The sequence below is a fragment of the Caldimonas hydrothermalis genome, assembly GCF_056746695.1.
This window is the reverse complement of the sequence record NZ_JBWQXA010000002.1, coordinates 238,209-264,630: the sequence shown is the minus strand read 5'-3', so window position 1 is coordinate 264,630 and position 26,422 is coordinate 238,209. Positions and strand designations below refer to the sequence as shown.

Annotated in this window: 25 protein-coding genes; 15 read left to right on the top strand and 10 right to left on the bottom strand. The window is 70.4% G+C overall.

What is annotated here, in order from left to right; genetic code table 11:
• Nucleotides 1-8: 8 nt before the first annotated feature.
• From AC1ECW_RS04595 to AC1ECW_RS04555, 9 genes are read right to left on the bottom strand one after another with little or no spacing between them, the layout of a single operon-like run.
• Nucleotides 9-1,466 carry a DEAD/DEAH box helicase gene (locus AC1ECW_RS04595; protein ID WP_481201296.1) on the bottom strand — a complete coding sequence of 486 codons (1,458 nt, stop codon included), beginning with the start codon at nt 1,464-1,466 and terminating at the stop codon, nt 9-11.
• Between the two features lie 8 nt (nt 1,467-1,474).
• On the bottom strand, nt 1,475-3,415 hold the full coding sequence (locus AC1ECW_RS04590; protein WP_481201295.1) for a polysaccharide biosynthesis protein: 1,941 nt from the start codon (nt 3,413-3,415) through the stop codon (nt 1,475-1,477).
• Nucleotides 3,416-3,417: 2 nt separating this feature from the next.
• Nucleotides 3,418-4,017 (bottom strand): sugar transferase, encoded by a 600-nt coding sequence (locus AC1ECW_RS04585; RefSeq protein ID WP_481201294.1) that lies wholly within the window; start codon nt 4,015-4,017, stop codon nt 3,418-3,420.
• A gap of 3 nt (nt 4,018-4,020) precedes the next feature.
• Nucleotides 4,021-5,190 (bottom strand): DegT/DnrJ/EryC1/StrS family aminotransferase, encoded by a 1,170-nt coding sequence (locus tag AC1ECW_RS04580; RefSeq protein ID WP_409710054.1) that lies wholly within the window; start codon nt 5,188-5,190, stop codon nt 4,021-4,023.
• The gene (locus tag AC1ECW_RS04575; RefSeq protein ID WP_481201293.1) at nt 5,187-5,885 is read right to left on the bottom strand and encodes a class I SAM-dependent methyltransferase; all 699 of its coding nucleotides are present in this window, start codon (nt 5,883-5,885) and stop codon (nt 5,187-5,189) included. The genes AC1ECW_RS04580 and AC1ECW_RS04575 overlap by 4 nt, the downstream gene beginning before the upstream one ends.
• A 7-nt stretch (nt 5,886-5,892) precedes the next feature.
• The gene (locus tag AC1ECW_RS04570; RefSeq protein ID WP_409709988.1) at nt 5,893-6,903 is read right to left on the bottom strand and encodes a glycosyltransferase family 2 protein; all 1,011 of its coding nucleotides are present in this window, start codon (nt 6,901-6,903) and stop codon (nt 5,893-5,895) included.
• Entirely contained in the window at nt 6,903-7,970 is a 1,068-nt protein-coding gene (locus AC1ECW_RS04565; protein ID WP_409709985.1) for a glycosyltransferase, read from the bottom strand. The genes AC1ECW_RS04570 and AC1ECW_RS04565 overlap by 1 nt, the downstream gene beginning before the upstream one ends.
• Nucleotides 7,967-8,542, bottom strand: coding sequence for an acyltransferase (locus AC1ECW_RS04560; protein ID WP_409709982.1), 576 nt, complete (start codon nt 8,540-8,542; stop codon nt 7,967-7,969). Before AC1ECW_RS04560 ends, AC1ECW_RS04565 begins: the two co-directional genes overlap by 4 nt.
• 25 nt (nt 8,543-8,567) lie before the next feature.
• Nucleotides 8,568-9,809 carry an oligosaccharide flippase family protein gene (locus AC1ECW_RS04555; protein WP_481201292.1) on the bottom strand — a complete coding sequence of 414 codons (1,242 nt, stop codon included), beginning with the start codon at nt 9,807-9,809 and terminating at the stop codon, nt 8,568-8,570.
• A gap of 103 nt (nt 9,810-9,912) precedes the next feature.
• On the opposite strand from AC1ECW_RS04555, the gene lysS reads away from it, so the two are divergent.
• Both lysS and AC1ECW_RS04545 read left to right on the top strand, forming a co-directional pair.
• Nucleotides 9,913-11,439 carry a lysine--tRNA ligase gene (lysS, locus tag AC1ECW_RS04550; protein WP_409709794.1) on the top strand — a complete coding sequence of 509 codons (1,527 nt, stop codon included), beginning with the start codon at nt 9,913-9,915 and terminating at the stop codon, nt 11,437-11,439.
• 8 nt (nt 11,440-11,447) lie between these two features.
• Nucleotides 11,448-12,011, top strand: coding sequence for a pyridoxamine 5'-phosphate oxidase family protein (locus tag AC1ECW_RS04545; RefSeq protein WP_409709791.1), 564 nt, complete (start codon nt 11,448-11,450; stop codon nt 12,009-12,011).
• Nucleotides 12,012-12,029: 18 nt separating this feature from the next.
• Here the strand turns inward: AC1ECW_RS04545 and AC1ECW_RS04540 are convergent, their stop codons facing one another.
• Complete coding sequence (locus AC1ECW_RS04540; protein ID WP_481201291.1) at nt 12,030-14,705, bottom strand: zinc-dependent metalloprotease; 2,676 nt, start codon at nt 14,703-14,705, stop codon at nt 12,030-12,032.
• 140 nt (nt 14,706-14,845) lie between these two features.
• Here AC1ECW_RS04540 and AC1ECW_RS04535 point away from each other — a divergent pair, with 140 nt between their 5' ends.
• The 13 genes from AC1ECW_RS04535 (at nt 14,846) to AC1ECW_RS04475 (ending at nt 26,411) form a co-directional block, all read left to right on the top strand.
• Complete coding sequence (locus AC1ECW_RS04535) at nt 14,846-15,436, top strand: YqiA/YcfP family alpha/beta fold hydrolase (protein WP_481201290.1); 591 nt, start codon at nt 14,846-14,848, stop codon at nt 15,434-15,436.
• Nucleotides 15,433-16,173: a 3-oxoacyl-ACP reductase FabG gene (fabG, locus tag AC1ECW_RS04530; protein WP_409709344.1), complete on the top strand. Its 741-nt coding sequence runs from the start codon at nt 15,433-15,435 to the stop codon at nt 16,171-16,173. Before AC1ECW_RS04535 ends, fabG begins: the two co-directional genes overlap by 4 nt.
• 32 nt (nt 16,174-16,205) lie before the next feature.
• Nucleotides 16,206-18,242 (top strand): ribonuclease catalytic domain-containing protein, encoded by a 2,037-nt coding sequence (locus AC1ECW_RS04525; protein ID WP_409709347.1) that lies wholly within the window; start codon nt 16,206-16,208, stop codon nt 18,240-18,242.
• A 15-nt stretch (nt 18,243-18,257) separates the two neighbouring features.
• Nucleotides 18,258-19,109, top strand: coding sequence for an energy transducer TonB (locus AC1ECW_RS04520; protein WP_409709350.1), 852 nt, complete (start codon nt 18,258-18,260; stop codon nt 19,107-19,109).
• Complete coding sequence (aroE, locus tag AC1ECW_RS04515; RefSeq protein WP_481201289.1) at nt 19,109-19,957, top strand: shikimate dehydrogenase; 849 nt, start codon at nt 19,109-19,111, stop codon at nt 19,955-19,957. Before AC1ECW_RS04520 ends, aroE begins: the two co-directional genes overlap by 1 nt.
• Nucleotides 19,958-19,972: 15 nt before the next feature.
• Nucleotides 19,973-20,719 carry a monofunctional biosynthetic peptidoglycan transglycosylase gene (mtgA, locus tag AC1ECW_RS04510; RefSeq protein ID WP_409705158.1) on the top strand — a complete coding sequence of 249 codons (747 nt, stop codon included), beginning with the start codon at nt 19,973-19,975 and terminating at the stop codon, nt 20,717-20,719.
• Nucleotides 20,720-20,749: 30 nt separating this feature from the next.
• The gene (locus tag AC1ECW_RS04505) at nt 20,750-21,361 is read left to right on the top strand and encodes a hypothetical protein (protein ID WP_409705161.1); all 612 of its coding nucleotides are present in this window, start codon (nt 20,750-20,752) and stop codon (nt 21,359-21,361) included.
• Nucleotides 21,358-21,885 (top strand): TlpA disulfide reductase family protein, encoded by a 528-nt coding sequence (locus AC1ECW_RS04500; protein ID WP_409705164.1) that lies wholly within the window; start codon nt 21,358-21,360, stop codon nt 21,883-21,885. The genes AC1ECW_RS04505 and AC1ECW_RS04500 overlap by 4 nt, the downstream gene beginning before the upstream one ends.
• Nucleotides 21,886-22,009: 124 nt before the next feature.
• Entirely contained in the window at nt 22,010-22,456 is a 447-nt protein-coding gene (gene aroQ, locus AC1ECW_RS04495; protein ID WP_409705167.1) for a type II 3-dehydroquinate dehydratase, read from the top strand.
• 80 nt (nt 22,457-22,536) lie between these two features.
• The gene (accB, locus tag AC1ECW_RS04490; protein WP_409705170.1) at nt 22,537-23,004 is read left to right on the top strand and encodes an acetyl-CoA carboxylase biotin carboxyl carrier protein; all 468 of its coding nucleotides are present in this window, start codon (nt 22,537-22,539) and stop codon (nt 23,002-23,004) included.
• 10 nt (nt 23,005-23,014) lie between these two features.
• The gene (gene accC / locus AC1ECW_RS04485; RefSeq protein WP_409705173.1) at nt 23,015-24,364 is read left to right on the top strand and encodes an acetyl-CoA carboxylase biotin carboxylase subunit; all 1,350 of its coding nucleotides are present in this window, start codon (nt 23,015-23,017) and stop codon (nt 24,362-24,364) included.
• 4 nt (nt 24,365-24,368) lie between these two features.
• A complete protein-coding gene (gene prmA / locus AC1ECW_RS04480; RefSeq protein ID WP_481201288.1) occupies nt 24,369-25,265 on the top strand; it encodes a 50S ribosomal protein L11 methyltransferase in 897 nt (298 codons plus the stop codon).
• A gap of 48 nt (nt 25,266-25,313) precedes the next feature.
• On the top strand, nt 25,314-26,411 hold the full coding sequence (locus AC1ECW_RS04475) for a zinc-ribbon and DUF3426 domain-containing protein (RefSeq protein WP_481201287.1): 1,098 nt from the start codon (nt 25,314-25,316) through the stop codon (nt 26,409-26,411).
• The last annotated feature ends 11 nt before the right edge of the window (nt 26,412-26,422 follow it).

The following is a 26,422-nucleotide window of genomic DNA, read 5'->3' as shown; positions in this document are numbered from 1 at the left end:
GCGGGGCTTCAGGCGGCCGGCTTCTTGCCGCCGCTGCCACCCAGCAGCGCGGCCACCTTGCGCTTGGGACGGATGTAGGCCGACAGCGACTTCGGGCCGGGCACCGGCGCGGCACTGCGTTCCCGCTCCCAGGCAGGGGGTTCGTTGGCGGCGACCGGTGGTTCGTAGGGCTTGCTGAAGATGGGGTCGCTGGGCACCGACCGCGGCGGGCCGTGGCGGGGCGCAGCCCAGTCCCTGGCAGCACCGGACGTCGGGGCGTCGTCATCCTCACGACGTCGGGGCCGGCGCACTCGGTCGTCTTCGAGGTCCAGCGGCTCGATCTCGATCTTCTTCTTCAGCAGCTTCTCGAGCTCGGCCACCAGACGCTGGTCGCTGCGCGAGACGAAGGAGATCGCCAGGCCTGAGGCCCCGGCGCGGCCGGTGCGGCCGATGCGGTGCACGTAGTCTTCCGCGTTGAAGGGGATGTCGAAGTTGAAGACGGCCGGCAAGTCGGCGATGTCCAGGCCACGGGCGGCCACGTCGGTGGCCACGAGCAGCTCGACCTCGCCGCGCTTGAAGGCGTCCAGGGCCTTGAGACGCTCGTCTTGGGACTTGTCGCCATGCAGCGCGGTGGTCTTCAGGCCGTCGCGCTCGAGCGAACGGGCCAGGCGCGCCGCGCCGAGCTTGGAATTGACGAAGACGATGGCCTGGGTGATGGCGCGTTCGCGCAGCAACTGGCGCACGGCGCGGCGCTTGTCGTCGTCTTCGACACTGTAGAAGCGCTGCTCGACCGTGGCGGCCGTGGCATTGGGCCGCGCCACCTCGACGAGCACCGGGTCCTGCAGGTAGCTTTGCGCAAGCTTCTTGATCTCGGGCGAGAAGGTGGCCGAGAACAGCAGGGTCTGGCGCTGCTTGGGCAGGTAGCTCAGGATGCGCTGCAGGTCGGGCAGGAAGCCGATATCGAGCATGCGGTCGGCCTCGTCGAGCACCACGTATTCCACCTGGCCGAGGTTGCAGTTCTTGGCCTGGATGTGGTCGAGCAGACGGCCGGGGGTGGCGATCAGCACCTCGACGCCGGCCTTGAGCTCGGCCTCCTGGGGTTTCATGTCGATGCCGCCGAAGACGCAGGCCACGCGCAACTGCGTGTGGCGGGCATAGGCCTTGACGTTGTTGGCGACCTGGTCGGCCAGCTCGCGCGTGGGGGCCAGCACCAGGGCGCGTACCGGGTGGCGGGCCGGCGACATGCTGGCGTTCTGATGGCGCAGCATCTTCTGCAGCAGCGGCAGCGAGAAGGCCGCCGTCTTGCCGGTGCCGGTCTGGGCCGCGCCCATCACGTCGCGGCCGGCCAGGACGATGGGAATCGCCTTGGCCTGGATGGGCGTCATGCGGGTGTAGCCCTGCTCCGCGATGGCCTTCTGGAGCAGCGGGTCCAGGGGCAGGAGCGAGAACTCGCGGGGCTCGGCGGTTCCGGTGGATGGGTCGGTCATGGCCCGGATTATCCGCCACCCGGCGGTGCGCTGTCCGCACGGGCCGCACAAGCCCCGGCATCGGCGGGCCCGACCGGCTCGCCGGCGGGTCGGTATTCCGGCACATGGCGGCGCAGCCAGGCCCGCACCTCACGGTCATCGCCTTCGGCCAGCAGTTCCACCGAGCGGGCCAGTTCGGCCACCCAGGCCTCGTCACCCTGCCAGCCGAGTCGGGCGATGCGCAGGCGCGCAAACCGCGTGGGCAGGGTGGTGTCGGCATCGGCCAGCAGTTCCTCGTAGAGCTTCTCGCCGGGGCGCAAGCCGGTGTAGACGATCGGGATCTCATCCAGGCTGTGGCCCGACAGGCGGATCAGGTCCTGGGCAAGCTGAGCGATGCGCACCGGCTCGCCCATGTCGAGCACGAAGACCTGGCCCGACTCGCCGATCACCGCCGCCTGGATGACCAGGCGCGCGGCCTCGGGGATGGTCATGAAGTAACGGGTGATCTCGGGGTGGGTGACGGTGACCGGCCCGCCCTGGGCGATCTGGGCCTGGAACTTGGGCACCACCGAGCCGCTGGAGCCCAGCACGTTGCCAAAGCGCACGGCCATGAAGCGCGTGGTGTGGCCCTGGGCGGCGAGCTGGGAGAGCACCATCTCGGCCGCGCGCTTGGTGGCGCCCATCACGTTCGTGGGGTTGACGGCCTTGTCGGTGGAGATAAGCACGAAACGCGCCGCCCCGGCCTCGGCGGCGGCGCGGGCCGCGTTCAGGGTGCCCAGGGTGTTGTTGCGCAGCGCCGCCCAGGCGTTGTGCTCCTCGGTGAGCGGCACGTGCTTGTACGCGGCGGCATGGAAGACAAGCTGCGGCCGCCAGGCCAAGCAGCAGCGGCGCAACTGGGCGGCATCGCGCACGTCGCCCAGCAGGCGCACCAGCGGGATGTGCGGGAAGCGCCGGCCGAGTTCCTGCTCGATGGTGTAGAGGGCATATTCGCTGTGCTCGAACAGCACCAGGCGCGCCGGACCGTAGTGGGCGATGCGCCGGCACAGCTCGGACCCGATGCTGCCGCCCGCGCCGGTGACGAGCACCGTGGCCCCGGACAGCACCTCGGCGATGCCGGCCTCGTCGAGCTGCACGGGCTCGCGGCCCAGCAGGTCCTCGGGTTCGATCTCGCGCACCCGGCCCACTTGCGAGCCTTCGATGAGCTCCTGCATGGTCGGCACGGTGAGCACCGGCAGGCCGCTGCGGCTGGCCAGTTCGATCACGCGGCGGCGCTGCGGCAGGCGCAGCGAGGGCATGGCCACGATGAGGTGGGTGGCGCCCAGGCGGGCGGCATGGTCGCTCAGGCGGGCCAGGGGGCCGAGCACCGGCACACCGCCCAGGCGGGCGCCCTGCTTGGCCGGATCGTCGTCGAGCAGGCCCAGCACCACATAGCCCTGGTGCTGGATGCCCGCCAGCAGCATTCGCGCGGCCTGGCCGGCGCCCAGCACCAGCGCACGGCGCGGCGCCTGGCCGCCCAGCGACAGGCGCTCGCGCAGGTGCTCGTAGAACATGCGGTAGGCGATGCGAGCGGCGATCAGGCCCATCAGCGTCACCAGGGGGTGCAGGGCCAGCACTGAGCGCGGGATCTTGCTCCAGCCGGCCATCAGCACGACCACCGCCGCCACGAGGCCGGCACCCGCACAGGCCCAGGCCAGGCGGCGCACCTCGGCAAAGCCGGCGAAACGCCACATCGCCTGGGGCACACGCATGAGCACGAGGGCCACCAGGTACAGGCCGATCACGCCGGCCATCACCCAGGCGTCGTAGTCAGCGCGGGCGCTGATCCAGCGCTCGAAGCCCAGGCGGAAGAGGTAGGTGAGGTTCCAGGCTACGGCGATCACGGCGGCATCGATCAGCAGGGACAGGCCCTGCCGCCAGGGCCGCACACGCGCGAGGCCCCGTTCGATGGCGAGCCACAGGCGGGTGTCCATGCTCAGCGCCCCGCCATCAGGGTGCACAAGGTGCGCCACAGCACGCGCAGGTCCTGGGTGAGCGAGGCGTGGTCCACGTAGTGCTCGGCCTGGCGCAGCTTGGCCGGCAGGATCTCCTCGATGTAGGTGCGTTCGGGGTCGCTGGAGCGGCCCAGGCGCTCGCTTTCGTCGAGGTGGGCGAGCGAAGCCGGGTCGGTCAGGCCGGGGCGCACCGACAGGAGCTTGTCGCGCAGGTGCTCGGGGTAGTGCGCCACGTAGCGCGGCACCTCGGGCCGCGGGCCCACCAGGCTCATCTCGCCGCGCAGCACGTCGAACAACTGGGGCAGCTCATCGAGCCTGTGGCGGCGCAGGAAGCGGCCGGCGCGGGTGATGCGCTCGTCCTGGCCCACAGTGAGCGGGAGACCGGCCTGGGCCGCGTCGTGCACCATGGTGCGGAACTTGTGGATGCGAAAGAGCCGCCCGCCGCGGCCCACGCGCTCCTGGCGGAAGAAGACGGGGCCGGGGGAATCCAGCTTGACCCACAGCGCCACGGCCAGCAGCAGCGGGGACAGCAGCACCAGGCCCAGCACGGCCGCGGTGAGGTCGAAAGCGCGCTTGAGCATGGCTCAGCCCTGCAAGGCCTTGCGCAACACCGCGGCCACACGATCGACGTCGACCTCGCGCATGCGGGTGTACAGCGGCAGGCTGAGCAGGGTCTCGAAGGCGTGCTGGCTGTGCGGGAACTGTTCGGGGCGCAGCCCGTAGCGCTCGCGCCAGTAGGGGTGCAGATGCAGCGGGATGTAGTGCACGCTGCAGCCGATGCCCGCGGCGTAGAGCCGCTCGATCAGGGCATCGCGCCCGATGGGCGCCTCCTCGCGCAGGCGCAGCGCGTACAGATGCCAGGCATGACGTTCGCCGGCCGGGGCCCGCGGGGGCAGGATCACCGGCAGGCCCTCCAGCGCCGCATCGTAGCGCGCAGCCAGGGCCTGGCGGCGCTGCTGGAAGGCATCGGCGCGCTTGAGTTGGTGCAGGCCCAGCGCGGCGGCGATGTCGGTCAGGTTGTATTTGAAGCCGGGCGCGACGATTTCGTAATGCCAGCTCGGTCGTTTGGCGGTGAAGCGGTCGAAGGCGTCGCGGTCGATGCCGTGCAGGCGCATCACGCGGGCACGCTTGGCCAGCGCTTCGTCGCGCGTGACCAGCATGCCGCCTTCGCCGGTGGTGATGGTCTTGTTGGCGTAGAAGCTGAAGACCGTCGCGTCGCTGTCGAGCGTGCCCACCAGCCGGCCGCCGCTGGTGGTGGGCAGGGCGTGGGCGGCATCCTCGACGATCTTCAGGCCGTGACGGCGCGCGATGGCAGTGAGCGCGGGCATGTCGGCCGCCAGACCGGCATAGTGCACCGGGAGAAGGGCCTTGGTGCGCGGGGTGATCGCGGCTTGCACCGCGGCGGGGTCGAGGTTGAGCGTGGCCGGGTCGATGTCCACCAGCACCACGTCGGCCCCCAGGTAGCGCACCACCTCGGCGGTGGCGGTGAAGGTGTGGGTGGTGGTGATGACTTCGTCACCGGGGCCGATGCCCAGCGCTTCGAGGGCCAGATGCAGGCCGGCGGTGGCGGAGTTGACCGCGATGCAGTGCAGGCCGGGTTCACCGAGGTAGGCGGCGAAGGCCTCCTCGAAACGGCGCGCCTTGGGGCCGGTAGTGACCCAGCCCGAGCGCAGGGTGTCCACCACCTCGGCGATCTCGTCTTCGCCGATCTCGGGCAGGGCAAAGGGCAGGAAGGGCGTGTCAGCGGCGTTCATGCAGGTTTGGCAATCCAGGCCAGGACGTGGGTGCGCAGCCACGGCACCGCGTTGGCCACAGTGTAGGCACATGGGTGCAGCCGCACGAGGGCACGGGCCAGCGGCGGGGCCAGCGTGAGGCGGCGGGCGTCGATGCGGCCCAGGGGAAAGAGCGCGCGCACGCGGGCCAGCGGCACGCCGCGCACGTCCGGGTTGCGCGGGTTGTTGACGGTGAAGTCGTACCAGAGCACACCGCCGCCTGGGCGCACCCAGCGCCACATCGCATCGGCCAGCGCCTGCTGGGCGGCATCGTCCAGCAGGGAAGAAAACACGGTGGACTGCAGCACCACGTCCTGGCTGGCGGGCTCGATGGGAGCGGCGCTGGCGTCGCCCTCCAGGAGGCACAAGGCCGCCGGCAGGCGCTCGCGGGCCTGCGCGGCCCGCTCGGTCAGCAGCTCCAGCCCGGTGAGATGGGCCGGGGCGAAGCCCAGTTGCAGCGCGTCGAGCAGCAAGCCGCCGGTGCCGCAGCCCACCTCGACCAGGCGGCGCTGCGACAGGTCGTGCCAGCCCAGGCGCCGAAACAGCGCGGCCATGGCGCGTTGGCGCTCCTGCCAGGCGGCCAGCGCCGCCGGGTTCAGCAGGCTGTAGCGGGGGTCGTCGGGCCTGCGGCGGGCGTAACGCGCCTGCACGGCGTCCAGTTCGTCGGGTGGGGTCATCGCGCCCTCAACGGCTGAGCCGCTCCATGCGTGCACGGGGGCCCCGTCCGCTCCAGGCATCGAAGGCCCCGAGCAGGAAGCCCAGGCCGTAGCCCAGGTGGCAGGCCGGGATCACCAGCGGCAGCCACGGCACGTGCCTCCAGCGGGTCTGCGCGGCGATGGCCAGCGAAGCGGCAAGCACCACCGCGAGATAGACCCCGGGCAACGGCACGGTCATCCACACGGGCGCACCGAGCAGGGCCGACAGCAGGCTGCCGGCCAGGCCCAGCACCAGCCCCGCCGGCAGCCAGTGGCGCCATGAAGCCGCCCCGCCATGCTTGCGGATCACGAAGGGCTTCCAGTAGCCGTACTGCTGGTATTGCCGCCACAGGGCCGCCAGCGAATCGCGCGGGCGGTAAGTGGAGCGGATGGCAGCCGATTGCCAGATGCGCCCGCCGCCGCGCGTGATGCGCAGGTTGTGTTCGTCGTCCTGGTTGCGCACCAGGGTCTCATCAAAGCCGCCGAAGCGCTCGAAGGTGACGCGCGGCCAGCAGCCCAGGTAGACGGTATCGACCCAGCCGCTGTGGTCGAGCTGGCGCGAGCGCGCCCCGCCGGCCAGCCAGCGAGACTGGAAGGCTGCGGCAATCGCCGAGGACAGCGCCCCCTCGCCCTGCGCCCGCCAGGGACCGCCGACGTTGTCCGCCCCGCTGGCCTGCAAAGCGGCCAGGCATTGGGCGATGTAGTCGCTGGCATAGGTGGTGTGCACGTCCATGCGCACGATCACCTCCCCACGGCTGGCCTGCAGCGCCCGGTTCAAGCCGGTGGAGACGATGCGCTGCGGGTTGTCGATCACGCGCAGCCCGAAGCGGCCGGCGTGCTCGTCCAGCCAGGCGCGGCTGCCGTCGTCGCTGTGGCCATCGGCCACCAGCACCTCCATCGTCCAGCCTTCGGGAAGCTGCTGGGCCCGCAGCGAGCTGCAAAAGGCTTCCAGGTGGGCGCGCTCGTTGCGGCAAGGCACGATGACCGAGACGGTGGGCATCAGCAGCCCCTGTGCGTCAGCAGTTCACGGTAGAGCGCGGCCATGCGGTCCATCTGCTCCTCGCGCGACACCTCGGGCACCACGCGGCGGCGGTTGTGCCGGCCCATGGCCTCCAGGGCCCGAGCGTCGCCGGCGAGTTCGACCAGGGCCTGGGCCAGGGCCTGCCCATCGCCCACCGGCACCCGGCGTCCGCCGCGGCCATCGACCCACTGGCGGTTGGCGGGCAGGTCGCTGACGATCACGGCCAGACCGGCGGCCATGGCCTCCAGCAGGGCCACCGAGGTGGCGTCGCTCTCGGGCACCGAGAGGGCGAGATGGGCGTGGCGCACGATCTCGGCCAGTCGGTCTTCATCGACGCGGCCGTGCCAATGCACCACCCCTTGCAAGCCCAGCGTGTCAGCCAGGGCTCGCAGAGAGGCCTCCAGTGGGCCGCCCCCGCACAAATGCAGCTCGACGGGCAGCGCGGGGCGGCGTTCGCGCAACTGGGCGACGGCGTGCAGCACGAGGTCAATGCGGTAGTTCGGCTCCCAGTTGCGCAGGCTCACCAGACGCAGCGGGCTGGGCGCCTTGTGCACCGCGACGAACTTCGCCGTGTCCACGCCCCACAGCACCTGGTGCAGGGCCGCGCGCGGGCGGTAGGCGGCGATGGCCTCGAGCACGTCCTGACTGTCGGCGGTGACGAGATCGGCGCGGCGCAGGGTCCAGCCGGTGAGCGCCCGCACGAGGCGGCTCTCGCGCGGGCTCACCAGCACATCGGAGCCCCAGGCCGAGAGCACCAGGGGCCGCTGGCCCAGGCTGGCGGCCCAGAAGCCGTAGGAGGTGAGGTAGTGGCCGTGCACCAGGTCGGGCTGCAGCGCACGGGCCAAGGCGCGCACGCGCGGCAGGGCCGCGAACCAGGGCCAGCGGCCGTCCGGGGTGTCGAGCGCATGCACCTGGGCGCCCGGCACCTCGCCCGTGTGCCGCGAGATCACGCTGCAGCGATAGCCGCGCTGTGCGATCGCGCCCACCCAGCGGCGCGTGTGCACGCTGGTGGCATCGGCCACGAACAGCAGGTGGGGCGCACTCATCGCCCGGGCCAACCCTGGCCGCAGTAGGCGGACCGGGCCTGCGGGTGGCGCTCGATCCAGGCCGCATCGCCCTCGCGCACATCGCCGATCACGCGGGCCGGCTGGCCGGCCACGATGGCGTAGTCGGGGAACTCGCCGTCCACGTAGCTGAAGGCGCGCACCAGCACGCCGCGGCCCAGGCGGCTGCCCGGCATCACGACGCTGTGGGCGCCGATGAAGCAGTACGGGCCGATCACGGTGGGCTGGCGCACGAAGCCCAGGGGCTGCGGATCGCCGAAGTACTCGCGGCCCATGAGCCGGGTGGCGCGGTGGCTGGAGTGCGTGAGCACCGACACGTGATTGGTGATCTGCGTGCCCTCGCCGATCGTGAGGCCGCCCGAGGCATCGATGAAGTTGTGATGCCCGATGAAGACATGGTCGCCGAGGTCCAGGCGTTCGGGACTTTCCAGCTCGGTGGTGCTGCCAATGCGGGTGTGGGCCAGCCAGGCCCCCGAGGGGTGGCGGTGGCCATAAAGCATGCGCGGGCGCAGCAGCGCACGCAGGGTTCGGGTGATCCAGGGCTTGATCGGCATCGTGGCACAGGGCAGGCGCAACAGTCTACCGGGACGGACGCAGCAGGTCGCGCCAGCGCAGGCCCGCATGCCGGCGGAACAGGGCCAGGCCCCAGGCGATGGCCAGCCCATAGGACAGCGAGGTGGCGATCGCCGCGCCGGTGGCGCCCAGGCGGGGCACGAGCAGCCCACAGGCCCCCACGTTGATCAGCAACGACACCCCGGCCACCGCGGCCGAGAGCCTTGGCCGGCCGAGGAAGTTGGTGTAGTAGGCCGACAACGTGGACGCGCAGCCATAGGCCCACACGCCGGGCAGCAGCCACAGCATCAGCGGCACGGCCTCGGCATAGGGCGCCCCCAGCACCCGCGGCAGGGCCCAGGCGGCCAGCCCCAGCAACACCGGCGAGGCGATCAACAGCACCCCCAGGTTGGCCTGCACCAGGCGCACGGTCAGCCTCGCGGCGGCCTCGCGGTCGGGCTGGCCGATGCGGCCATAGGCGGCAGCGCTCACCGACGACGAGATGAACCACAGCAACTCGGTCACCGTCACCGCGATGGCGTAGAGGCCTGCGGCCGACAGGCTGACGAAGGATTCCACGATGAAGAGGTCGATGCGGTAGTTGAGCCAACTGATGAGGTTGGTCAGGCCCAGCACGGTGCAAAAGCCCGCCTGCGTGCGCCAGGCAGGCCAGTCCGGCGCACAGCCGCGCTGATCGCGCCAGGCCCAGGCCGCCCCGGCGAGGCCCACGAGCACGCGCGCGCCCAGCCAGGCGATCATGACGGCCCACAGGGTCATGGGTTGCCCGGCCAGCACCCAGGCCCCGAGCGCGCACAGCGCCAGCGCAGGCGGTGCCACCGTGAGGGCGTTGATCGGCCCCATGCGCCCCAGCCCCAGGTACAGGCCCGAGACCGTGGGCGTGAGCAGCAGCCAGGGCGCCGCCAGGGCCAGGGCCGGCAGGTAGCGGTAGGCCGGCGTATCGGACAGCCCCCACCCCATCGCCCAGAACACCAGGGCGCCCACGACGCCCGCCCCCAGCGCCAGCCCCAGGGCCCCGCCCAGCCAGCGGGCGGCCGCCTCGCGGTGATGAGACACCTGGCGCGCGACCACCAGGCCGAAGCCGGAGAACAGCGCCGCGTACAGCGCTTCAGTGGCCATCAACAGCGAGAACACCCCCTGCTCGGCCGGCCCCCGGCGGGCCACCAGGCCGAGCAGGACCAGTCCCAGGCCCACGGCCGCCAGCCTCGACAGGAAGTGGCCGAGGGCCGAACGGGGCAGGGACGCGAGCATCGGGCAAGGGACGGTTCAGGGCCGGCGGCAGGCGGGAGACGGCCGGATGATACGGGCGCCGGCCCGGTAAAATTGTGGGTTTCCCGCCTTTTCGCCCCCCACCATGACCGACCGCGCGACGCCTGCCGCCGCCGAGGCTGCGGCCCCGGCCACCGACACCCACCAGCTGATCGCCGAGCGTCGCGAGAAGCTCGCCGCGATCCGCCGCCAGGGCGTGGCCTTCCCGAACGACTTCAAGCCCCAGCATCGGGCGGCCGCCCTGGTGCAGCAATATGGAGACAAGCCCAACGAGGAACTCGAGCCGCTCCAGCTCAACGTCAGCGTGGCCGGGCGCATGATGCTCAAGCGCGTGATGGGCAAGGCCAGCTTTTGCACGCTGCAAGACGCCACCGGTCGCCTCCAGTTGTATGTCACCCGCGACGGTATTGGTGAGGAGGCGTACGCCGCCTTCAAGCACTGGGACCTGGGCGACATCCTCGGTGCCGAAGGCCGGCTCTTCAAGACCAAGACGGGCGAGTTGTCGGTGCATGTGACGCGGCTGCGCCTGCTCACCAAGAGCCTGCGCCCGCTGCCGGACAAGTTCCACGGCATGACGGACCAGGAGCAGAAGTACCGCCAGCGCTACGTGGACCTCATCACCGACGAGGACGCCCGTCGGCGCTTCGTGGCGCGCAGCAAGGCCGTCAGCGCGATCCGCGAGTTCATGACCGGCCACGGCTTCCTGGAGGTGGAGACGCCCATGCTCCACCCCATCCCGGGCGGCGCCAACGCCAAGCCCTTCGTGACCCACCACAACGCGCTCGATCAGGAGATGTTCCTGCGCATCGCGCCGGAGCTCTACCTCAAGCGCCTGATCGTCGGTGGCTTCGAGCGGGTGTTCGAGATCAACCGCAACTTCCGCAACGAAGGCATCTCGGTGCGCCACAACCCCGAGTTCACGATGATGGAGTTCTATGCGGCCTACTGGAACTACCACGACCTGATGGACTACACCGAGGCGCTGATCCGTCAGGCTGCACGCGACGCGACCGGCTCGGCCACCCTCACCTACCAGGGCCGCGTGGTGGACCTGGAGCAGCCCTTCGCGCGCCTGAGCATCCGCGAGGCCCTGCTCAAGCACGCCCCGCGCCTGAACGAGGCCCAGCTCGACGACCCGGCCTACTTGCGCGAGGAGCTCAGGCTCCTGGGCCAGGAGGCGCCGGCCCATTGGGGCCTGGCGCAGCTTCAGTTCGCCGTCTTCGAGGAACTGGTGGAGGACAAGCTCTGGGAGCCCACCTTCATCATCGACCACCCGGTGGAGGTCTCGCCGCTGGCGCGCGCCTCCGACACCGACCCGTCCAAGACCGAGCGCTTCGAGCTCTACATCACCGGCCGGGAGATCGCCAACGGCTTCTCGGAGCTCAACGACGCCGAGGACCAGGCCGCGCGTTTCCAGGCCCAAGCCGCGAACAAGGCCGCCGGCGACGAGGAGGCCATGTATTTCGATGCCGACTTCATCCGCGCCCTGGAATACGGCATGCCCCCGACCGGGGGGTGTGGCATCGGCATCGACCGGCTCATCATGCTGTTGACCGACAGCCCCAGCATCCGCGACGTGATCCTCTTCCCTGCCCTGCGGCGGGAGCATTGACACCCATCATGACCCGCACTGAACGCCCCGCCACGCTCGCCGCCGTCGAGGCGGCGGTGTGGCAGGAGCTGGCCCGCGCCGCACAGGACCGCCAGCACGCCTGGCGCACACCGGTGCTGGCCACCGGGCTGGCCGACGGGGCCGATGCCCGCGTCGTGGTGCTGCGCGAGGTCGATGTGCAAGCCCGCACGCTGGTCTTCTACACCGACATCCGCTCGGGCAAGGTGGCGCAGCTCCTCGAACACCCCCGCGCCACTGTGGTGATGTGGTCGCCCACGCTGGGCTGGCAGTTGCGCTGCCGCGTGCAACTCAGCCTCGACACCCAAGGCGTGAGTGTGCTGTCGCGCTGGGCGCGGCTGAAGCTCTCGCCGGCCGCCCAGGACTATCTCTCGCCGCTGCCGCCGGGCCACACGATCGACGCCCCGGTGCGCCCCACGCTGCCCCGCGACGATCGCGGACATTTCGGCGTGCTCTTTGCCCGCATCGACAGCATCGACTGGCTGGAGCTGCACCGCGAGGGCCACCGCCGCGCCCGCTTCGACGCCGAGGGCGCGCGCTGGCTGCAGCCCTGAGGCCCCACGAGCCCGGCGTCAGGGCTGGCGCAGGAAGGACGCATCCAGCGAGCGCGCCAGCAGCGCGCGGCTGTCTTCCAGATGGGCCCGCGTGGTCACCGACCGGCCCGCACCGCGCACCGCCCGGTCGAGGTCGGCCAGCAACTGGCGCGCGAGCAGGCGCTGCAGGCTCAGGGCATCGGCCGGCAACGCCCCCGCCCCCCGCATGAGCAGCCCGGACAAGCGCTGCAAATGCTCGCGCTGGAGCTGGCGCCGCAGCGGCGCGATCTCGCCACCGGTGCGCAGCTCGCTCCACACCGCTTCTTGCAGCCCGCGGTAGACCTCGTCCAGCCCCAGCACCCTCTCCCCCGCCTTCGCATACAGCGGTGCCTCCAGCACCCTGGCGGCCGTGCCTGGGCTCAGCAGCCGGTCAAGCACCGTCGACTGCACACCGCGCACCAACTCGGGCACCGACACCGGGCCGGCGACGTTGCGGTCGAGGTAGTCGGTGGGCAAGCTGCGCAGGAACTCGGGGCGGAAGCGGAAGTTGTCCTGGCTGAACAGATGCCGCGTGAGGAAGGTGAGCGCACGGCGCTGCTCGGCGGCGGCCACCGGTGTGTAGGTGGGCCGCGCCTGCGGGCCCGGCAGGTCTCGCACCTGCACCAGGCCCCCAACATACTTGGCGGCCAGGTCGGCTGCCATGCGCAGCGGGCCGAAGCCGCTGATCATCGCGCGACGCGAACGCTGCGGGTCCTCGCCCGCCTGGGGCTCGCGCGTCTGCAGGCGCTGCCACAGCTCCTGCGACAGCACGAGGCGGCGCTCGTAGTAGGTCAGCGGATCGTCGCCGAGGTCGAAACGGTTGGCCAGTGGGTCGAAGCTCTCGAAGCCGCCCATCCCCCCGGCGTCGAAGTCGTCAGCATAGGCCAGCTCGGGCTCGCGGCTGCGCGAAGCGATGCGTGCCAGGCCTTGTGCCTCCTCGTCGGGAGCAAAAGGCCGGTAGGCGTACTCGATGGCCCAGTAGTCGTAGGGCCCCAGCGTGGTGTTCACGATCGCGCCTTGCGGCTGGCCCGCCGGGGCGAGGTTGTAGGCGTTGTAGTCCATCACCGAGCCCGAGGTGCCGCGCTCAGCCGTGTAAGCCGCATCGCCCAGCCGCGCAAAAGACACCGTGGTGGAGGCCTTGAAGTTGTGCTTCAGGCCCAGGGCATGCCCCACCTCGTGCATCACCACGTCCTTGATGACGGCCTGCACGAAGGCCTCGGCCTGGGAGCCGTCGGGGCCGACATCGCCCCGGGCCTGCAGCAGCTCCCAGGCGAACTGGGCCTCGGCGGCCACCTCGCGGGCATAGAGGCAGGCCCCCGGGGCGGCTTCACCGCGCCAGGCCGCGGTGAGTTCGGCCAGCCGTTCCTCGCTGCCCGAGCGCGGGGTGTCGACGATGAAGCGGCGCGCCCCGCGGGCGAAGAGGTCGGCGATCGCGATGTCGGCGTCCAGGATCTCACCGGTGCGCGGGTCGGCATGGTGCGGCCCGCGCGCCGAGGCCGCGTCGATGCCGACGAACCAGCGGATCGACGCGTGGCGGGCGTCCAGGGTGTCCCAGTCGGCATCGTCGGGCTGCTGACGGGCCTCGATGGCCCCGACGAAGCCGATGCGCTCGAAGGCCCGGTTCCATTCCAGCACCCCCTCGCGCACCGCCCGGCGATAGCGCTCGGGGATGTTGCGGTCGAGCCAGAAGACGATGGGCTCACGCGGCGGCGAGCGCTCGGCCTGCGGATCGGCCTTCTCCAGCCGCCAGCGCGCGATGTGGTGCACCCGCGGCTGCACCGGCAGGTCGCGCGTGAGGTCGGTGTGCGCATGGGTGAAATGCCCCAGGCGCGGGTCCGCCGCGCGCGGGCGCATCGGCTCGGGCGGCAAGGCCAGGAAGTTGTAGACCAGGTCGACGAAGAAGCTGCGCGCATCGGGCAGCACCGTCGGCGGCGCCGGTTGCGCCGCCGGCACCGCACCGGTGGCCGCTGGCGGCAGCACCGGAATGCGCGGCACCATGTGGTGCTGGCGCACCCGCACCGCCGTGAGCCGTTCGGACTGACGCACGCGCTCGATCTGCGAGTTGGCGCGGTCCAGCGTGTAGCTCAGGCGAAAGGCCGACTCGATCGCACTGCCGTAGCCAGCGATGTCGCCCAGCAGAAAGCTGGCGTCCACCAGCACGGCCTGATGCTCGGGATGCGGTGCGCTGGCCAGCGGCAGCGCCACGAGCAGGCTTTCGGAATAGCCCTCGCGCACGGCACGGGTCAGGGCGGCGTCACCGTCGGCGCGCACTGCGGTGTTCAGCGCCATGAGTTGCAGGCGATCGCCCGCGCGGCGCCACTCCACCAGCCAGCTTCGGCCCATCTGACTGGCGTACAGGCCGCGCTGCCCCACCGAGCCGGCGACGTTGATGCTGAGCAGGAAGGGCCGACCCAGCCGGGATGGCGCCAGCTCGAACCAGACCTTGTCCTCGCGCCGCCACACCGGCAGGTGGCCGTCCTCGCGCGTCGCGCCCCGGGTCACCTCCGCAAAGGGTTGCGGTGTGCCAGGCGCGGGGCGGGGCGTGGAGGCGGCCGACGCAGCCGGGGCCGTCACAGGCGCCGCCGCCGGAGACGTCGGGCCGGTGCCCGCACAGGCAGCCAGACCCGCTGCCGCCACCATCGCGGCCCACCGTGCAGAAAAGACGTTCGCGTGCATGGACGCATCATGCCCCCGACGCGGGACCGCCCAGGTGCAAAACCCTTCACGCTCGCCCCCGGGACAAACCCCAGGTGCAGGCCCCGGCGGGCCCGGTCGGCTTAGACTGCGACGCTTTGCCGCCGGCCCTTGCTGTCACGATGCCCCGCCGCGACCTGCTGTACCTCCATGGCTTCCGTTCCTCGCCGCGCTCCCTCAAGGCGCAGCAGATGGGTGCGTGCATCGCGCGCCGGCAGGCCCGGGGCGAGGACTGGACCTGGCGTTGCCCGCAGCTTCCCCCGTCGCCCGCGCAGGCGTGGTCGCTCATCGAAGCCACCCTGGAGCGCCTGCCCGAAGACCGGCGCGCCGTGATCGGCTCCTCGCTGGGCGGCTTTTACGCCACGGTGGCAGCCGAGCGCTTGGGCTGCCCGGCCGTGCTGATCAACCCGGCCGTGGACCCAGCACGCGATCTTGCCCGCTACATCGGCGAGATCACCGCCTGGCACAGCGAGGAGCGCTTCTGGTTCCGCGCCGAGTACATCGACGAACTGCGCGCCCTTGCTCCGGGCACCCTCACCCGGCCCGATCGCTATTTCGTGCTGGTCGCCCAGGGCGACGAGGTGCTGGACTGGCGCGAGATGGCTGCGCGCTATGCCGGCACCCGGCTCACGGTGCTCGAGGGCGGCGACCACGCGCTGAGCAGCTTCCCCGATCACCTCGAGGACATCCTCTCCTTCCTGGAGCACGCATGAGACTGCAAGACAAGACCGCCATCGTCACCGGCGCGGCCCAGGGCATCGGCCTGGCCACCGCCCTCAAGTTCGCCCGCGAAGGCGCGCGCCTGATGGTATGCGACCTCCACCGCGAGGCCGTGGACGCGGCGGTGGCACAGTGCCGCGCCCTGGGCGCCCAGGCCGAAGGCCAGGTGGTGGACGTGACCTCGCGCGGGCAGGTTCAGGCGATGGCCGACGCCGCGCTGGCACGCTTCGGCCGCATCGACGTGCTGGTCAACAACGCCGGCATCACGCAAGACGCGCGGCTGCAGAAGATGACGCTGGAGCAGTTCGACCGCGTCATCGACGTGAACCTGCGCGGCGTCTTCCACTGTGCGCAGGCCGTGCTGCCGGCCATGCTCGAGCAAGGCGCCGGTGTGATCCTCAACGCCTCCTCGGTGGTGGGCATCTACGGCAACTACGGCCAGACCAACTACGCGGCGAGCAAGTTTGGCGTGATCGGCTTCACCAAGACCTGGTCGCGCGAACTCGGGCCCAAGGGCATCCGCGTCAATGCGGTGGCCCCCGGCTTCATCGAAACGCCCATCCTCGCCACCATCCCCGACAAGGTGCTCACCGCGATGCGAGAGGACGTGCCGCTCAAGCGCCTGGGCCGGCCCGAGGAGGTCGCCAACGTCTACGCCTTCCTGGCCAGCGACGAGGCCTCCTACGTGAACGGTGCGGTGCTGGAAGTCTCCGGCGGCCTCACGGTCTGAAGACCGGCGGCCGGACAGGCGACAATCGGGGCATGTTCGCCCTGTTTGAAGACGCCGGCAAATTCCTGGCCGGCCGCGTGATGTCCCAGGCCGAGGCTTCGGTGCAGATCGAGCTCGACTCCGGCAAGCGCGTGAAGGTCAAGTCCGCCCACGTGCTGCTGCAGTTCGAGCAGCCCGCCCCTGCACAACTGCTCGCTCAGGCCCAGGCCCTGTCCCAGGAGATCGACCTCGACCTGGCCTGGGAATTCGCCCCCGAAGACGAGTTCGGCTTCGCCGACCTGGCGCGCGACTATTTCGATGCCCGCGCCGGCGCGGTGCAGCAGGCCGCGGCGCTGCTGCGCCTGTTCGAGGCCCCGCACTATTTCCGCCGCGTCGGCAAAGGTCGCTTCAAGAAAGCCCCGCAAGAAACCGTCAAAGCCGCCTTGCTGGCCATCGAGCGCAAGCAGCAACAACAGGCCCAGATCGAGGCCTGGGCTGCCGAACTGGCCGCCGGACAGTGCCCTGCGCCGGTGCGGGAGCAGCTCTACAAAATCCTGTTCAAGCCCGACAAAAACGCCCTGGAATACAAGGCCGTCGTCGAAGCCAGCAAACGCACGCAGCAAAGCCCGCTGGACTTGCTCAAGGCCGCTGGCGCCATCGACAGCCCCTACCAGTTCCACTGGCGGCGCTTCTTGTTCGAGCACTTTCCCAAGGGCTATGGCTTCCCGGCCCTGACCGCCCCGCCCATCCCCGAGACGCTGCCCCTGGCGCCGGTGCAGGCCTTCAGCATCGACGACTCGGCCACCACCGAGATCGACGACGCGCTGTCGGTGCAGGGCCTGGGCAGCGGCACCGTGGTGTTCGGCGTGCACATCGCCGCCCCCGGCCTGGCCATCGCCCCCGGCGATGCACTGGACCAGGTCGCGCGCGCACGCTATTCCACGGTGTACATGCCGGGCTACAAGATCACCATGCTGCCCGACGAGGTGGTGCAGGCCTACACCTTGCAGGAAGGGCGCGACTGCCCGGCCGTGTCGATCTACTTCATGATCGATGAAGCCACGCTCGAAGTCCGTGGCCATGAGACGCGCCTGGAGCGGGTGCCGATCGCCGCCAACCTGCGCCACGACCAGCTCGACGGCGTGATCACCGCCGACACGCTGAGCGGCACGGCCCCGACGGCCTACCCCTTCCCGGCCGAACTGGCCTTTTGCTGGCGCCTGGCCCGCCACCTGAAGGCCCAGCGGGAAGTGGTGCGTGGCAAGCCCGAGACCTTCACCCGGCCCGACTACAGCTTCAGGCTCGTAGGCCACGACGGCCGCGAGCCCACCGGCGCGGAGACCGTGCAGATCACCACGCGCAAGCGCGGCGAGCCGCTGGACCTGATCGTGGCCGAGGCCATGATCCTGGCCAATGCCACCTGGGGCGGCTGGCTGGCCGAGCTGGGTGTGCCCGGCATCTACCGCAGCCAGGCCAGCCTGCTGCCCGGTGTGAAAGTGCGCATGAGCACCAAGCCGCTGCCGCACGCCGGCATGGGCGTAAAGCAATACACCTGGGCCACCTCGCCGCTGCGTCGCTACGTCGATCTCGTCAACCAGTGGCAGATCATCGCCTGCGCACGCCATGGCCGCACCGCCGCGCTGGCCGCCCCCTTCAAGCCCAAGGACGCCGAACTCTTCTCGGTGATCTCCGGCTTCGATGCGGCCTACAGCGCCTACAACGACTTCCAGCACGGCATCGAGCGCTACTGGACGCTGCGCTACTTGTCACAAAACGATGTCAAAGAGCTCACCGCCACCGTGCTCAAAGACGGTCTGGTGCGTGCCGACGCCCTGCCGCTGGTTTTGCGCGCCACCGGCACCGAGAACCTGCCGCGCGGCGCCCATGTGCGGGTGCGCATCACGGCCGTGGACGAACTCACGCTGGACGCGCATGCCAAGCTCGTCGAACGCCTGGACGAGATCGTCCCCGAGGCCGTGGAGGACGACGGCGAGGAGGAAGACACCGCCGGCCCGATCGCCCTGGCCATCGAGCTCGACGACGGCGACCATGCACCGGTGCAGGCCGGCCCTGCCGGCGCGGCCGCCTGACCCGACACTGCTGCAATGCTCAAGAAGCTCAGCACCCTGCAGATCGCCCTGGCCATCTCGCTGGGGGTGCATGCCCTGCTGCTGACCGTGCGCTTCGTCGATCCCGAAGCCTTCAACCGCGTCTTCGAGGACACCCCGCTGGAGGTCATCCTCGTCAACGCACGCTCTGCCGAGCGCCCTGAGCAGGCCCAGGCGATCGCCCAGGCCAACCTGGCCGGCGGAGGCAACGTCGAGCGCGGCCGCGCCAGCTCGCCCCTGCCGCCCTCGGCCGTGCTGGAAACCGGCAACGCGTTCGAAGACGCACAGCGCCAGATCGAAACCCTGATGGAGCAGCAAGAACGCCTGCTGGCCAGCCTGCGCCGCGAACTGGCCCGGCTGCCCGCACCGGACCCAAGCCACCCTCAAGGCAGCCAGGAAGCGCAATCGCAGGAGGAAAAGCGCCGCCAGTTGCTGCGCATGCTGGCCGAGATCGAAAAGCGCATCAACGAGGAAAATGCGCGCCCCAAGCGCCGCTACATCAGCCCCAGCACCCGCGAGGAGGCCTACGCGCTCTACTACGACCAGCTGCGCCGCAAGATCGAGGACCGTGGCACGCGCAACTTCCCCGAGCACCAGGGCCGGAAGCTCTACGGCGAGCTCACCATGATCGTCACCGTCGATGCCCAGGGGCGCGTGGTCGACACCGAGGTCGTGCAAAGCTCCGGCCAGCCGGTGCTCGACCGCCGCGCCGTGGCCATCGTGCACGCAGCCAGCCCTTTCGGCCCCTTCACCCGCGAAATGCGTGCCAAGGCCGACCAGATCGTGGTCGTCTCGCGCTTTCGCTTCACGCGCGAACAGGCCCTGGAAACCACCCTCACCGGCAACTGATGGACACCGCCGACCGCCCCGACCGCTATGCGGTGATCGGCCACCCCGTGGCCCACAGCAAATCCCCCTACATCCACGCCCGCTTCGCCGAGCTGACGGGTCAGCCGCTCGTCTATGAACGCGTGCTCGCGCCGCTCGACGGGTTCGCGGCCACCGTGCGCGGCTTTGCGGCCGCATCCGGCTGTGGCTGCAACGTCACCGTGCCGTTCAAGTTCGAGGCCCACGACCTGGCCCACCGGCGCAGCGAGCGCGCGTTGCTGGCCCAGGCGGTCAACACCCTGCGCTTCGATCCCGAAGGCTGGTTCGGCGACAACACCGACGGTGCCGGCCTCGTGCACGACCTGCAGCACAACGCCGGCATCGACCTGGCCGGGCGCGACTTGCTGCTGTTGGGCGCCGGCGGCGCCAGCGCCGGCGTGCTGGGCCCGCTGCTGGCCCAGCGGCCGCGCCGCGTGGTGGTGGCCAACCGCAGCCCGGACAAGGCCCAAGCCCTCGTCGCGCGCCATGCCGCGTGGGCCCGGGCCCACGGCGTGGCGCTGTCGGCCGCCGGCCTGGACGACTGCGGCAGCGGCTACGCCGTCGTGCTCAATGCCACGGCGGCCAGCCTGCAAGGCGCCGGCAGCCCGGTGTCGGCTGCCGTGCTCGGCCCCGCAGCCTTGGCCGTGGACCTGATGTACGGCCCGGCCGCCGAACCCTTCCTGCAATGGGCGCGCGAGCACGGCGCAGCCGCGCGCGACGGCCTGGGCATGCTGGTGGAGCAAGCGGCCGAAGCCTTTCATGTGTGGCGCGGCATGCGCCCGCCCACCGCCGACGTCCTGCGCGAGCTGCGCGCCGGGCGCGACCACTGAGCAGGAGCGCTGCGCATGCGTGCCGTGCTCGCCTGGGTCTGGCGCCTCGCCGCCCTCGTCGGGGTCTGCGCCCTGTCGCTGCAGTTGTATTTCCTCGCCCGGGTGGCGCTGATGCTCGTCATCGACCCGCAGTCCACCACCTTCCAGCGCAGCCAGGCCTGGCGCATCACCCTGGAGCAAGGCCGCCTGCCCTGGCGGCAGGAATGGCGTGATGACGACCGCATCTCCGACCACCTCAAGCGCGCCGTCATCGCCGCCGAGGACGCCAGCTTCGCCGAACACGACGGCGTGGACTGGGACGCCATCGAACGGGCCTGGGAGCGCAACCAGCAAGCCCTGGAGCGCGCCGAGCGCCTGGCCCGGCAGCGCCCCGACACCCCGCCACGGCCGGTGCGCATCGTCGGCGGCTCGACCATCACCCAGCAACTGGCCAAGAACCTCTTCCTGTCCGGCGAGCGCAGCTTCCTGCGCAAAGGCCAGGAGATCGTCATCACCTACATGCTCGAACACGTCCTGGGCAAGCGCCGCATCCTGGAGATCTACCTGAACCATGTCGAATGGGGGGAAGGCGTGTTCGGCGCCGAAGCCGCCGCACGGCACTACTTCCGCGTCGGGGCCGACCAGCTCACGCCCTGGCAGGCGGCCCGCCTGGCCGTCATGCTGCCCGCCCCACGCCGCTATGAGCAGCGACCGCACTCGGCCTACCTGCAGCGCCGCGCGCAGACCATCCTGGCCCGCATGGGGGCCGTGACCTTGCCCTGAACCTCGATGCCCCCCGCGGGTCTGACCGCCATGCCCCCCACCAACCTCACCGCCGAAATCGCTGCCGCAGCCGCCCGACTCATCGTCGAAGACGGGATGGAGTACGGCCCCGCCAAGCGCCGTGCCGCCAAGCTCGTGGCCTCGCGCCACAGCGGCCCGGTGGAGTTGCCCGACAACATGATGGTCGAGGACGAAGTGCGCGCCTACATCGAGCTCTTCTGTGCCGACACCCAGCCGGTGGAACTCGCCGCGCTGCGCTGTGTGGCCCTGCGCTGGATGGAGCGCCTGGCCGGCTTCGACCCGCACCTGAGCGGCGCCGTCTGGAATGGCACCGCCACACGCCACAGCGACATCTGGATCAACCTCTACTGCGACGACCCCAAGTCGGCCGAGATCACCCTGCTCAACCTGCGCATCCCCTACGACGTAGGACAGACCCTGGGCTGGCGCGGCGAGCCGGTGGAGGTGCTGACGGTCACCGACCGGCACGCCTCACTCGCGCTGCCGGTGCTCATCCACCTCGGCCTGTACGACCGCGACGACATGCGCGGAGCCCTGCGCCGCGATGCGCGGGGCCGCAGCGAACGGGGATCGCTGGCGGCCGTGCGCGCCCTGATCGACCCTGTCCCCTCCCGCGGATGAACCGACGACACTTCCTGCTGTATGCCGGCGCAGCCGGCACCGCCGCCCTGGCCGGGGCGGGCCTGGCCTGGTGGCGGTGGCGCCCCGCCGACCCGGCCGCCGGCGCCTCCGCCGCCCTGTTCGCCCAGACCTTCGACGCCCCCGATGGCCGCCAGCTGGCCCTGCGCCAGTTCGCCGGCCGACCGCTGGTGGTCAATTTCTGGGCCACCTGGTGCCCGCCATGCGTGAGGGAGATGCCCGAACTCGACCGCTTCCACCGCAGCCACCGCTCCCAGGGCTGGCAGGTGCTCGGCGTGGCCATCGACCGGCCGGAGGCGGTGCGCGAGTTCCTGATCAAGGTGCCGGTGAGCTTCCCGATCGCCATCGCCGGTTTCGCAGGCACCGAACTGGGCAAGGCCCTGGGCAACACCACGGGCGCCCTGCCCTTCACCGTCGCCCTCAATGCCGCCGGCGAGATCACCCACCGCAAGCTCGGCGAAACCCGCTACGATGAACTGCTGAGCTGGGTGCACCCCACCGCCTGAGACCCGGCCGGCCCCACCCATGCCCGCGGCGGGGCCGATTGAAACAATTTCTCGACTTCTGACGCGATTTGCGCGTAAAGTCACGCCTTCGTCACCAAAACGGGCTCAACACCCCCTTTTTCGCATGTCGATCCTCGTCCTTCACGGCCCCAACCTCAACCTGCTCGGCACCCGCGAACCGCAGGTCTATGGATCGACCACCTTGGAGCAGATCAACGCAGATCTCGAAAAGATCGCGCAAGATCACGGCCAAACGCTGGTGGCCTTTCAGAGCAACCACGAAGGGGCGTTGGTCGACCGCATCCATGCTGCCCGCCTGGACGGCACCCGCTTCATCCTGATCAACCCCGCCGCCTACACACACACCAGCGTGGCCCTGCGCGACGCCCTGGCCGCGGTGGCCCTGCCCTTCGTGGAGGTTCACCTGTCCAACATCCACCGCCGCGAGCCCTTCCGCCATCACTCCTACCTGTCGGACCTGGCCGAAGGCGTGATCTGCGGCCTGGGCGCCAGCGGCTACCGGCTCGCGCTCAGCTATGCGCTCGAGCGCCTGGCCCGGACCCCCGCCTGATTTTCATCATATAAAAAAAGATCGGTGCACAATGCGCGCCGATCACAACAATCCACCTCGAAGTCTGTTGGAGAGCCACCATGGATCTACGCAAGCTCAAAACCCTGATCGACCTGGTGTCCGAGTCGAACATCTCGGAACTGGAGATCACCGAAGCTGACGGCAAGGTCCGCATCGTGAAGTCCGATGGTCAAGCCCATGCGCTGACCCCCATGGTGGCTGCCCCGGTGCTGGCGCCTGCGCCGGTGACGGCGGCTGCCGTCCCCGCGGCCGCGCCGGCCCCTGCCCCGGCGCCCACGCCGGCCGCCCCGGCGGGTCATGCCGTCAAGTCGCCCATGGTGGGCACCTTCTATCGCGCCTCCAGCCCCGGGGCCAAGCCCTTCGTCGAAGTGGGCCAGCAGGTCAAGGAAGGCGACCCGATCTGCATCATCGAGGCGATGAAGATCATGAACGAGATCGAGGCCGACAAATCCGGCACGGTCACCCAGATTCTGTGTGAGAACGGACAGGCCGTCGAATACGGCCAGCCGCTGATGATCATCGAGTGAGGCGCACTCGATGTTCAAGAAGATCCTGATCGCCAACCGCGGGGAGATTGCCCTGCGGATCCAGCGCGCCTGCCGCGAGATGGGCATCCAATCGGTGGTGGTCTACTCCGAAGCCGACCGTGATGCCAAGTACGTCAAGCTGGCCGACGAAGCCGTGTGCATCGGCCCGGCACCGTCCTCGCAGAGCTACCTGCACATGCCGGCCATCATCTCGGCCGCCGAGGTGACCGACGCCGAGGCCATCCATCCCGGTTACGGCTTCCTGTCGGAGAACGCCGACTTCGCCGAGCGCGTCGAGCAAAGCGGTTTCACCTTCATCGGCCCCACGCCCGAGTCCATCCGCATCATGGGCGACAAGGTCTCGGCCAAAGCCGCGATGATCAAGGCCGGCGTGCCCTGCGTGCCCGGCTCTGAGGGCGCCCTGCCCGAGGATCCGAAGGAGATCATCCGCATCGCCCGTTCGGTCGGCTATCCGGTCATCATCAAAGCCGCTGGCGGCGGCGGCGGGCGGGGCATGCGCGTGGTGCACACCGAGGCCGCGCTGATCCATGCCGTGCAGACCACCCGGGCCGAGGCGGGCGCTGCCTTCGGCAACTCCGCGGTCTACATGGAGAAGTTCCTCGAGAACCCCCGCCACATCGAGATCCAGGTCCTGGCCGACCAGCACCGCAACGCCGTCTACCTGGGCGAGCGCGACTGCTCGATGCAGCGTCGGCACCAAAAAATCATCGAGGAAGCCCCCGCGCCGGGCATTCCGCGGCGCATCATCGAACGCATCGGCGCGCGCTGCGCCGATGCCTGCAAGAAAATCGGCTACCGCGGCGCCGGCACCTTCGAGTTCCTCTACGAAAACGGCGAGTTCTACTTCATCGAGATGAACACCCGCGTGCAGGTGGAGCACCCGGTGACCGAACTCGTGACCGGCATCGACATCGTGCAGATGCAAATCCGGGTCGCCGCCGGCGAGAAGCTGCCCTTCTCGCAGCGCCACATCCAGATGCGCGGCCACGCCATCGAGTGCCGCATCAACGCCGAGGACCCGTACAAGTTCACCCCCTCGCCCGGGCGCATCACGATGTGGCATGCCCCCGGCGGCCCCGGCGTGCGCGTGGACTCGCACATCTACACCAACTACTTCGTGCCGCCGCACTACGACTCGATGATCGGCAAGATCATCGTGCACGGAGACACCCGCGAACAGGCGCTGGCGCGCATGCGCATCGCGCTGTCCGAGACCCTGGTCGAGGGCATCCAGACCAACATCCCGCTGCACCGCGAGCTGATGGTCGATTCCAAGTTCATGGAAGGCGGCACCAGCATCCACTACCTGGAAGGCTGGATGGCGCAGCACCAGCGTTGAGATCATGGTCGAGCTCATCTTGCTGGCCGCCGAAGACGACGTCGAGACGGTCTCCGATGCACTGATGGAGCTTGAAGCGCTGTCGGTTTCGGTCGAAGATGCCGATGCCGACGGCGAGTCCGAGCAGGCCCTGTTCGGGGAACCCGGTATGCCCCCCCCACGGGCCGGCTGGCAACGCTCCACGGTCAAAGCCCTCTACCCCGACGAGGACGCTGCACTGGAAGCCGCCACGCTGCTGCTGGCGCAGGAGTGGGCCGGCAACGTGCACGTCGTTGCGATCCAGGACGTGCCGGACGAGGATTGGGTGCGCCTGACGCAGTCGCAGTTCGCGCCGGTGGAGATCACGCCGCGCTTCTGGATCGTCCCCACCTGGCACGAGCCGCCGGCGCAGGCCCAGAAGATCATCCGCCTCGACCCGGGCCTGGCCTTCGGCACGGGCACCCATCCGACCACACGCATGTGCCTGCGCTGGATCGCCACGCAGGCGCCGTCGCTGGGCGGCGGCTGGACGCGTGTGCTTGACTACGGCTGCGGCTCGGGCATCCTGGCCATCGGCGCGGCGCTCCATGGCGCCCGGCACATCGACGCCGTCGACATCGACCCGGCCGCCGTCGAAGCCACCGGCCGCAACGCGCAAGCCAATGGCGTCGTGCTCCACGCCGGGCTGCCCGAGCGGGCCCAGGGCACTTATCCGCTCGTGCTGGCCAACATCCTGGCCACACCGCTCAAGCTGCTTGCACCGCTGCTGTGCGGCCATGTCGAACGCGGCGGCCACCTGGTGCTCGCCGGCATCCTGGAGCGCCAGGCCGACGAACTTCGCGCCGCCTATGCCCCTTGGCTGCACCTGCAAGTGAGCGATCGGGACGAGGGCTGGATCCTGATGACCGCCCGCCGTGACTGAGCCGCGCGTCCGCCGGGACGGGCCCCTCGTCATGGCATCATTCGCGCCATGAGCCTGGCCACCCGCTGCCCCGCCTGCCATACCGCCTTCCGTGTGGTGCAGGACCAGCTCAAGGTGTCCGAGGGATGGGTGCGTTGCGGCCGCTGCAACGAAGTCTTCAATGCCCTCGAAGGGCTCTTCGACCTCGAGCGCGACCCGGCCCCCACCAGCGGCACGGCCCCGACCTCCAGCCCACCGGGAGACAGCCCGACCGCCACCGTGCAGGCCGGCCTGGGCGCCTTGCTGTCGCGGGCCTCGAGCGACCTGGCTCCGCCACCGCCCCACGCCCACCCCACGGCCGCTACCCGCCCCCCCAGCCCCACCCGGCAGGACCAAGCCGGCGACGACGACGCCCCCACCACCTCCGAGGTGCTGGACTCGCGCTTCCTTGACCGCAGCACTTACGGCGCCCAGCACGACGGGGACGTGGAACACGGGTTCGCCGATGCCCGTCTGGACAGCCGCCTGCATGGCCAGGACGACCCCGACGCACCGCGCCCTGTGGCCTGGACACCCCGGGCCGGCCCGCCTCCCGCACCGGGCGCACGGCGCCGCAGCCCACGCGCGAGCGATGCGACGCTGGATGACCCCGCCGCCACCCCCGGCTTCTTGCGACGGGCCGAGCGTGAAGCCCGCTGGCGCCACCCCGCAGTGCGTGCTGCGCTGAGCCTGGCCGCCTTGCTCCTGCTGGCCGGCCTGGCCTTGCAGTGGGGCCACCACGAACGCAACTGGCTCGCCGCCCACCACCCGAGTGCACGCCCCTGGCTGGAGCAACTGTGTGCCTGGACCGGCTGCCGTGTCGGCCCCTGGCAGTCCATCGATCATGTCGTCGTGGACAGCAGCAGCCTGACCCCCGGCGGCACGCCGGACAGCTACCGCTTGTCGGTGCAGCTGCGCAACCGAGCCGACGTGGCCCTGGCCGTGCCGGCCATCGAACTGGCACTGACCGATCTGCAAGGCGAGCTCGTCACCCGCCGCGCGCTGCTGCCCTCGGACTTCCGTGCCGGCGACACCCTTGCGGCGCGCGGCGACCTCACCTTGCGCCTGGACTTCCGCACCCCCGGTCACCGCGTGGCCGGCTACACGGTCGAAGCCTTCTACCCCTGACGATTTCCTTT

Excerpts from the sequence above, each read along its gene's own strand:
- AC1ECW_RS04595 (WP_481201296.1), bottom strand. The coding sequence starts at position 1,466 with ATGACCGACCCATCCACCGGAACCGCCGAGCCCCGCGAGTTCTCGCTC.
- AC1ECW_RS04590 (WP_481201295.1), bottom strand. The coding sequence starts at position 3,415 with ATGGACACCCGCCTGTGGCTCGCCATCGAACGGGGCCTCGCGCGTGTG.
- AC1ECW_RS04585 (WP_481201294.1), bottom strand. The coding sequence starts at position 4,017 with ATGCTCAAGCGCGCTTTCGACCTCACCGCGGCCGTGCTGGGCCTGGTG.
- AC1ECW_RS04580 (WP_409710054.1), bottom strand. The coding sequence starts at position 5,190 with ATGAACGCCGCTGACACGCCCTTCCTGCCCTTTGCCCTGCCCGAGATC.
- AC1ECW_RS04575 (WP_481201293.1), bottom strand. The coding sequence starts at position 5,885 with ATGACCCCACCCGACGAACTGGACGCCGTGCAGGCGCGTTACGCCCGC.
- AC1ECW_RS04570 (WP_409709988.1), bottom strand. The coding sequence starts at position 6,903 with ATGCCCACCGTCTCGGTCATCGTGCCTTGCCGCAACGAGCGCGCCCAC.
- AC1ECW_RS04565 (WP_409709985.1), bottom strand. The coding sequence starts at position 7,970 with ATGAGTGCGCCCCACCTGCTGTTCGTGGCCGATGCCACCAGCGTGCAC.
- AC1ECW_RS04560 (WP_409709982.1), bottom strand. The coding sequence starts at position 8,542 with ATGCCGATCAAGCCCTGGATCACCCGAACCCTGCGTGCGCTGCTGCGC.
- AC1ECW_RS04555 (WP_481201292.1), bottom strand. The coding sequence starts at position 9,809 with ATGCTCGCGTCCCTGCCCCGTTCGGCCCTCGGCCACTTCCTGTCGAGG.
- lysS (WP_409709794.1), top strand. The coding sequence starts at position 9,913 with ATGACCGACCGCGCGACGCCTGCCGCCGCCGAGGCTGCGGCCCCGGCC.
- AC1ECW_RS04545 (WP_409709791.1), top strand. The coding sequence starts at position 11,448 with ATGACCCGCACTGAACGCCCCGCCACGCTCGCCGCCGTCGAGGCGGCG.
- AC1ECW_RS04540 (WP_481201291.1), bottom strand. The coding sequence starts at position 14,705 with ATGCACGCGAACGTCTTTTCTGCACGGTGGGCCGCGATGGTGGCGGCA.
- AC1ECW_RS04535 (WP_481201290.1), top strand. The coding sequence starts at position 14,846 with ATGCCCCGCCGCGACCTGCTGTACCTCCATGGCTTCCGTTCCTCGCCG.
- fabG (WP_409709344.1), top strand. The coding sequence starts at position 15,433 with ATGAGACTGCAAGACAAGACCGCCATCGTCACCGGCGCGGCCCAGGGC.
- AC1ECW_RS04525 (WP_409709347.1), top strand. The coding sequence starts at position 16,206 with ATGTTCGCCCTGTTTGAAGACGCCGGCAAATTCCTGGCCGGCCGCGTG.
- AC1ECW_RS04520 (WP_409709350.1), top strand. The coding sequence starts at position 18,258 with ATGCTCAAGAAGCTCAGCACCCTGCAGATCGCCCTGGCCATCTCGCTG.
- aroE (WP_481201289.1), top strand. The coding sequence starts at position 19,109 with ATGGACACCGCCGACCGCCCCGACCGCTATGCGGTGATCGGCCACCCC.
- mtgA (WP_409705158.1), top strand. The coding sequence starts at position 19,973 with ATGCGTGCCGTGCTCGCCTGGGTCTGGCGCCTCGCCGCCCTCGTCGGG.
- AC1ECW_RS04505 (WP_409705161.1), top strand. The coding sequence starts at position 20,750 with ATGCCCCCCACCAACCTCACCGCCGAAATCGCTGCCGCAGCCGCCCGA.
- AC1ECW_RS04500 (WP_409705164.1), top strand. The coding sequence starts at position 21,358 with ATGAACCGACGACACTTCCTGCTGTATGCCGGCGCAGCCGGCACCGCC.
- aroQ (WP_409705167.1), top strand. The coding sequence starts at position 22,010 with ATGTCGATCCTCGTCCTTCACGGCCCCAACCTCAACCTGCTCGGCACC.
- accB (WP_409705170.1), top strand. The coding sequence starts at position 22,537 with ATGGATCTACGCAAGCTCAAAACCCTGATCGACCTGGTGTCCGAGTCG.
- accC (WP_409705173.1), top strand. The coding sequence starts at position 23,015 with ATGTTCAAGAAGATCCTGATCGCCAACCGCGGGGAGATTGCCCTGCGG.
- prmA (WP_481201288.1), top strand. The coding sequence starts at position 24,369 with ATGGTCGAGCTCATCTTGCTGGCCGCCGAAGACGACGTCGAGACGGTC.
- AC1ECW_RS04475 (WP_481201287.1), top strand. The coding sequence starts at position 25,314 with ATGAGCCTGGCCACCCGCTGCCCCGCCTGCCATACCGCCTTCCGTGTG.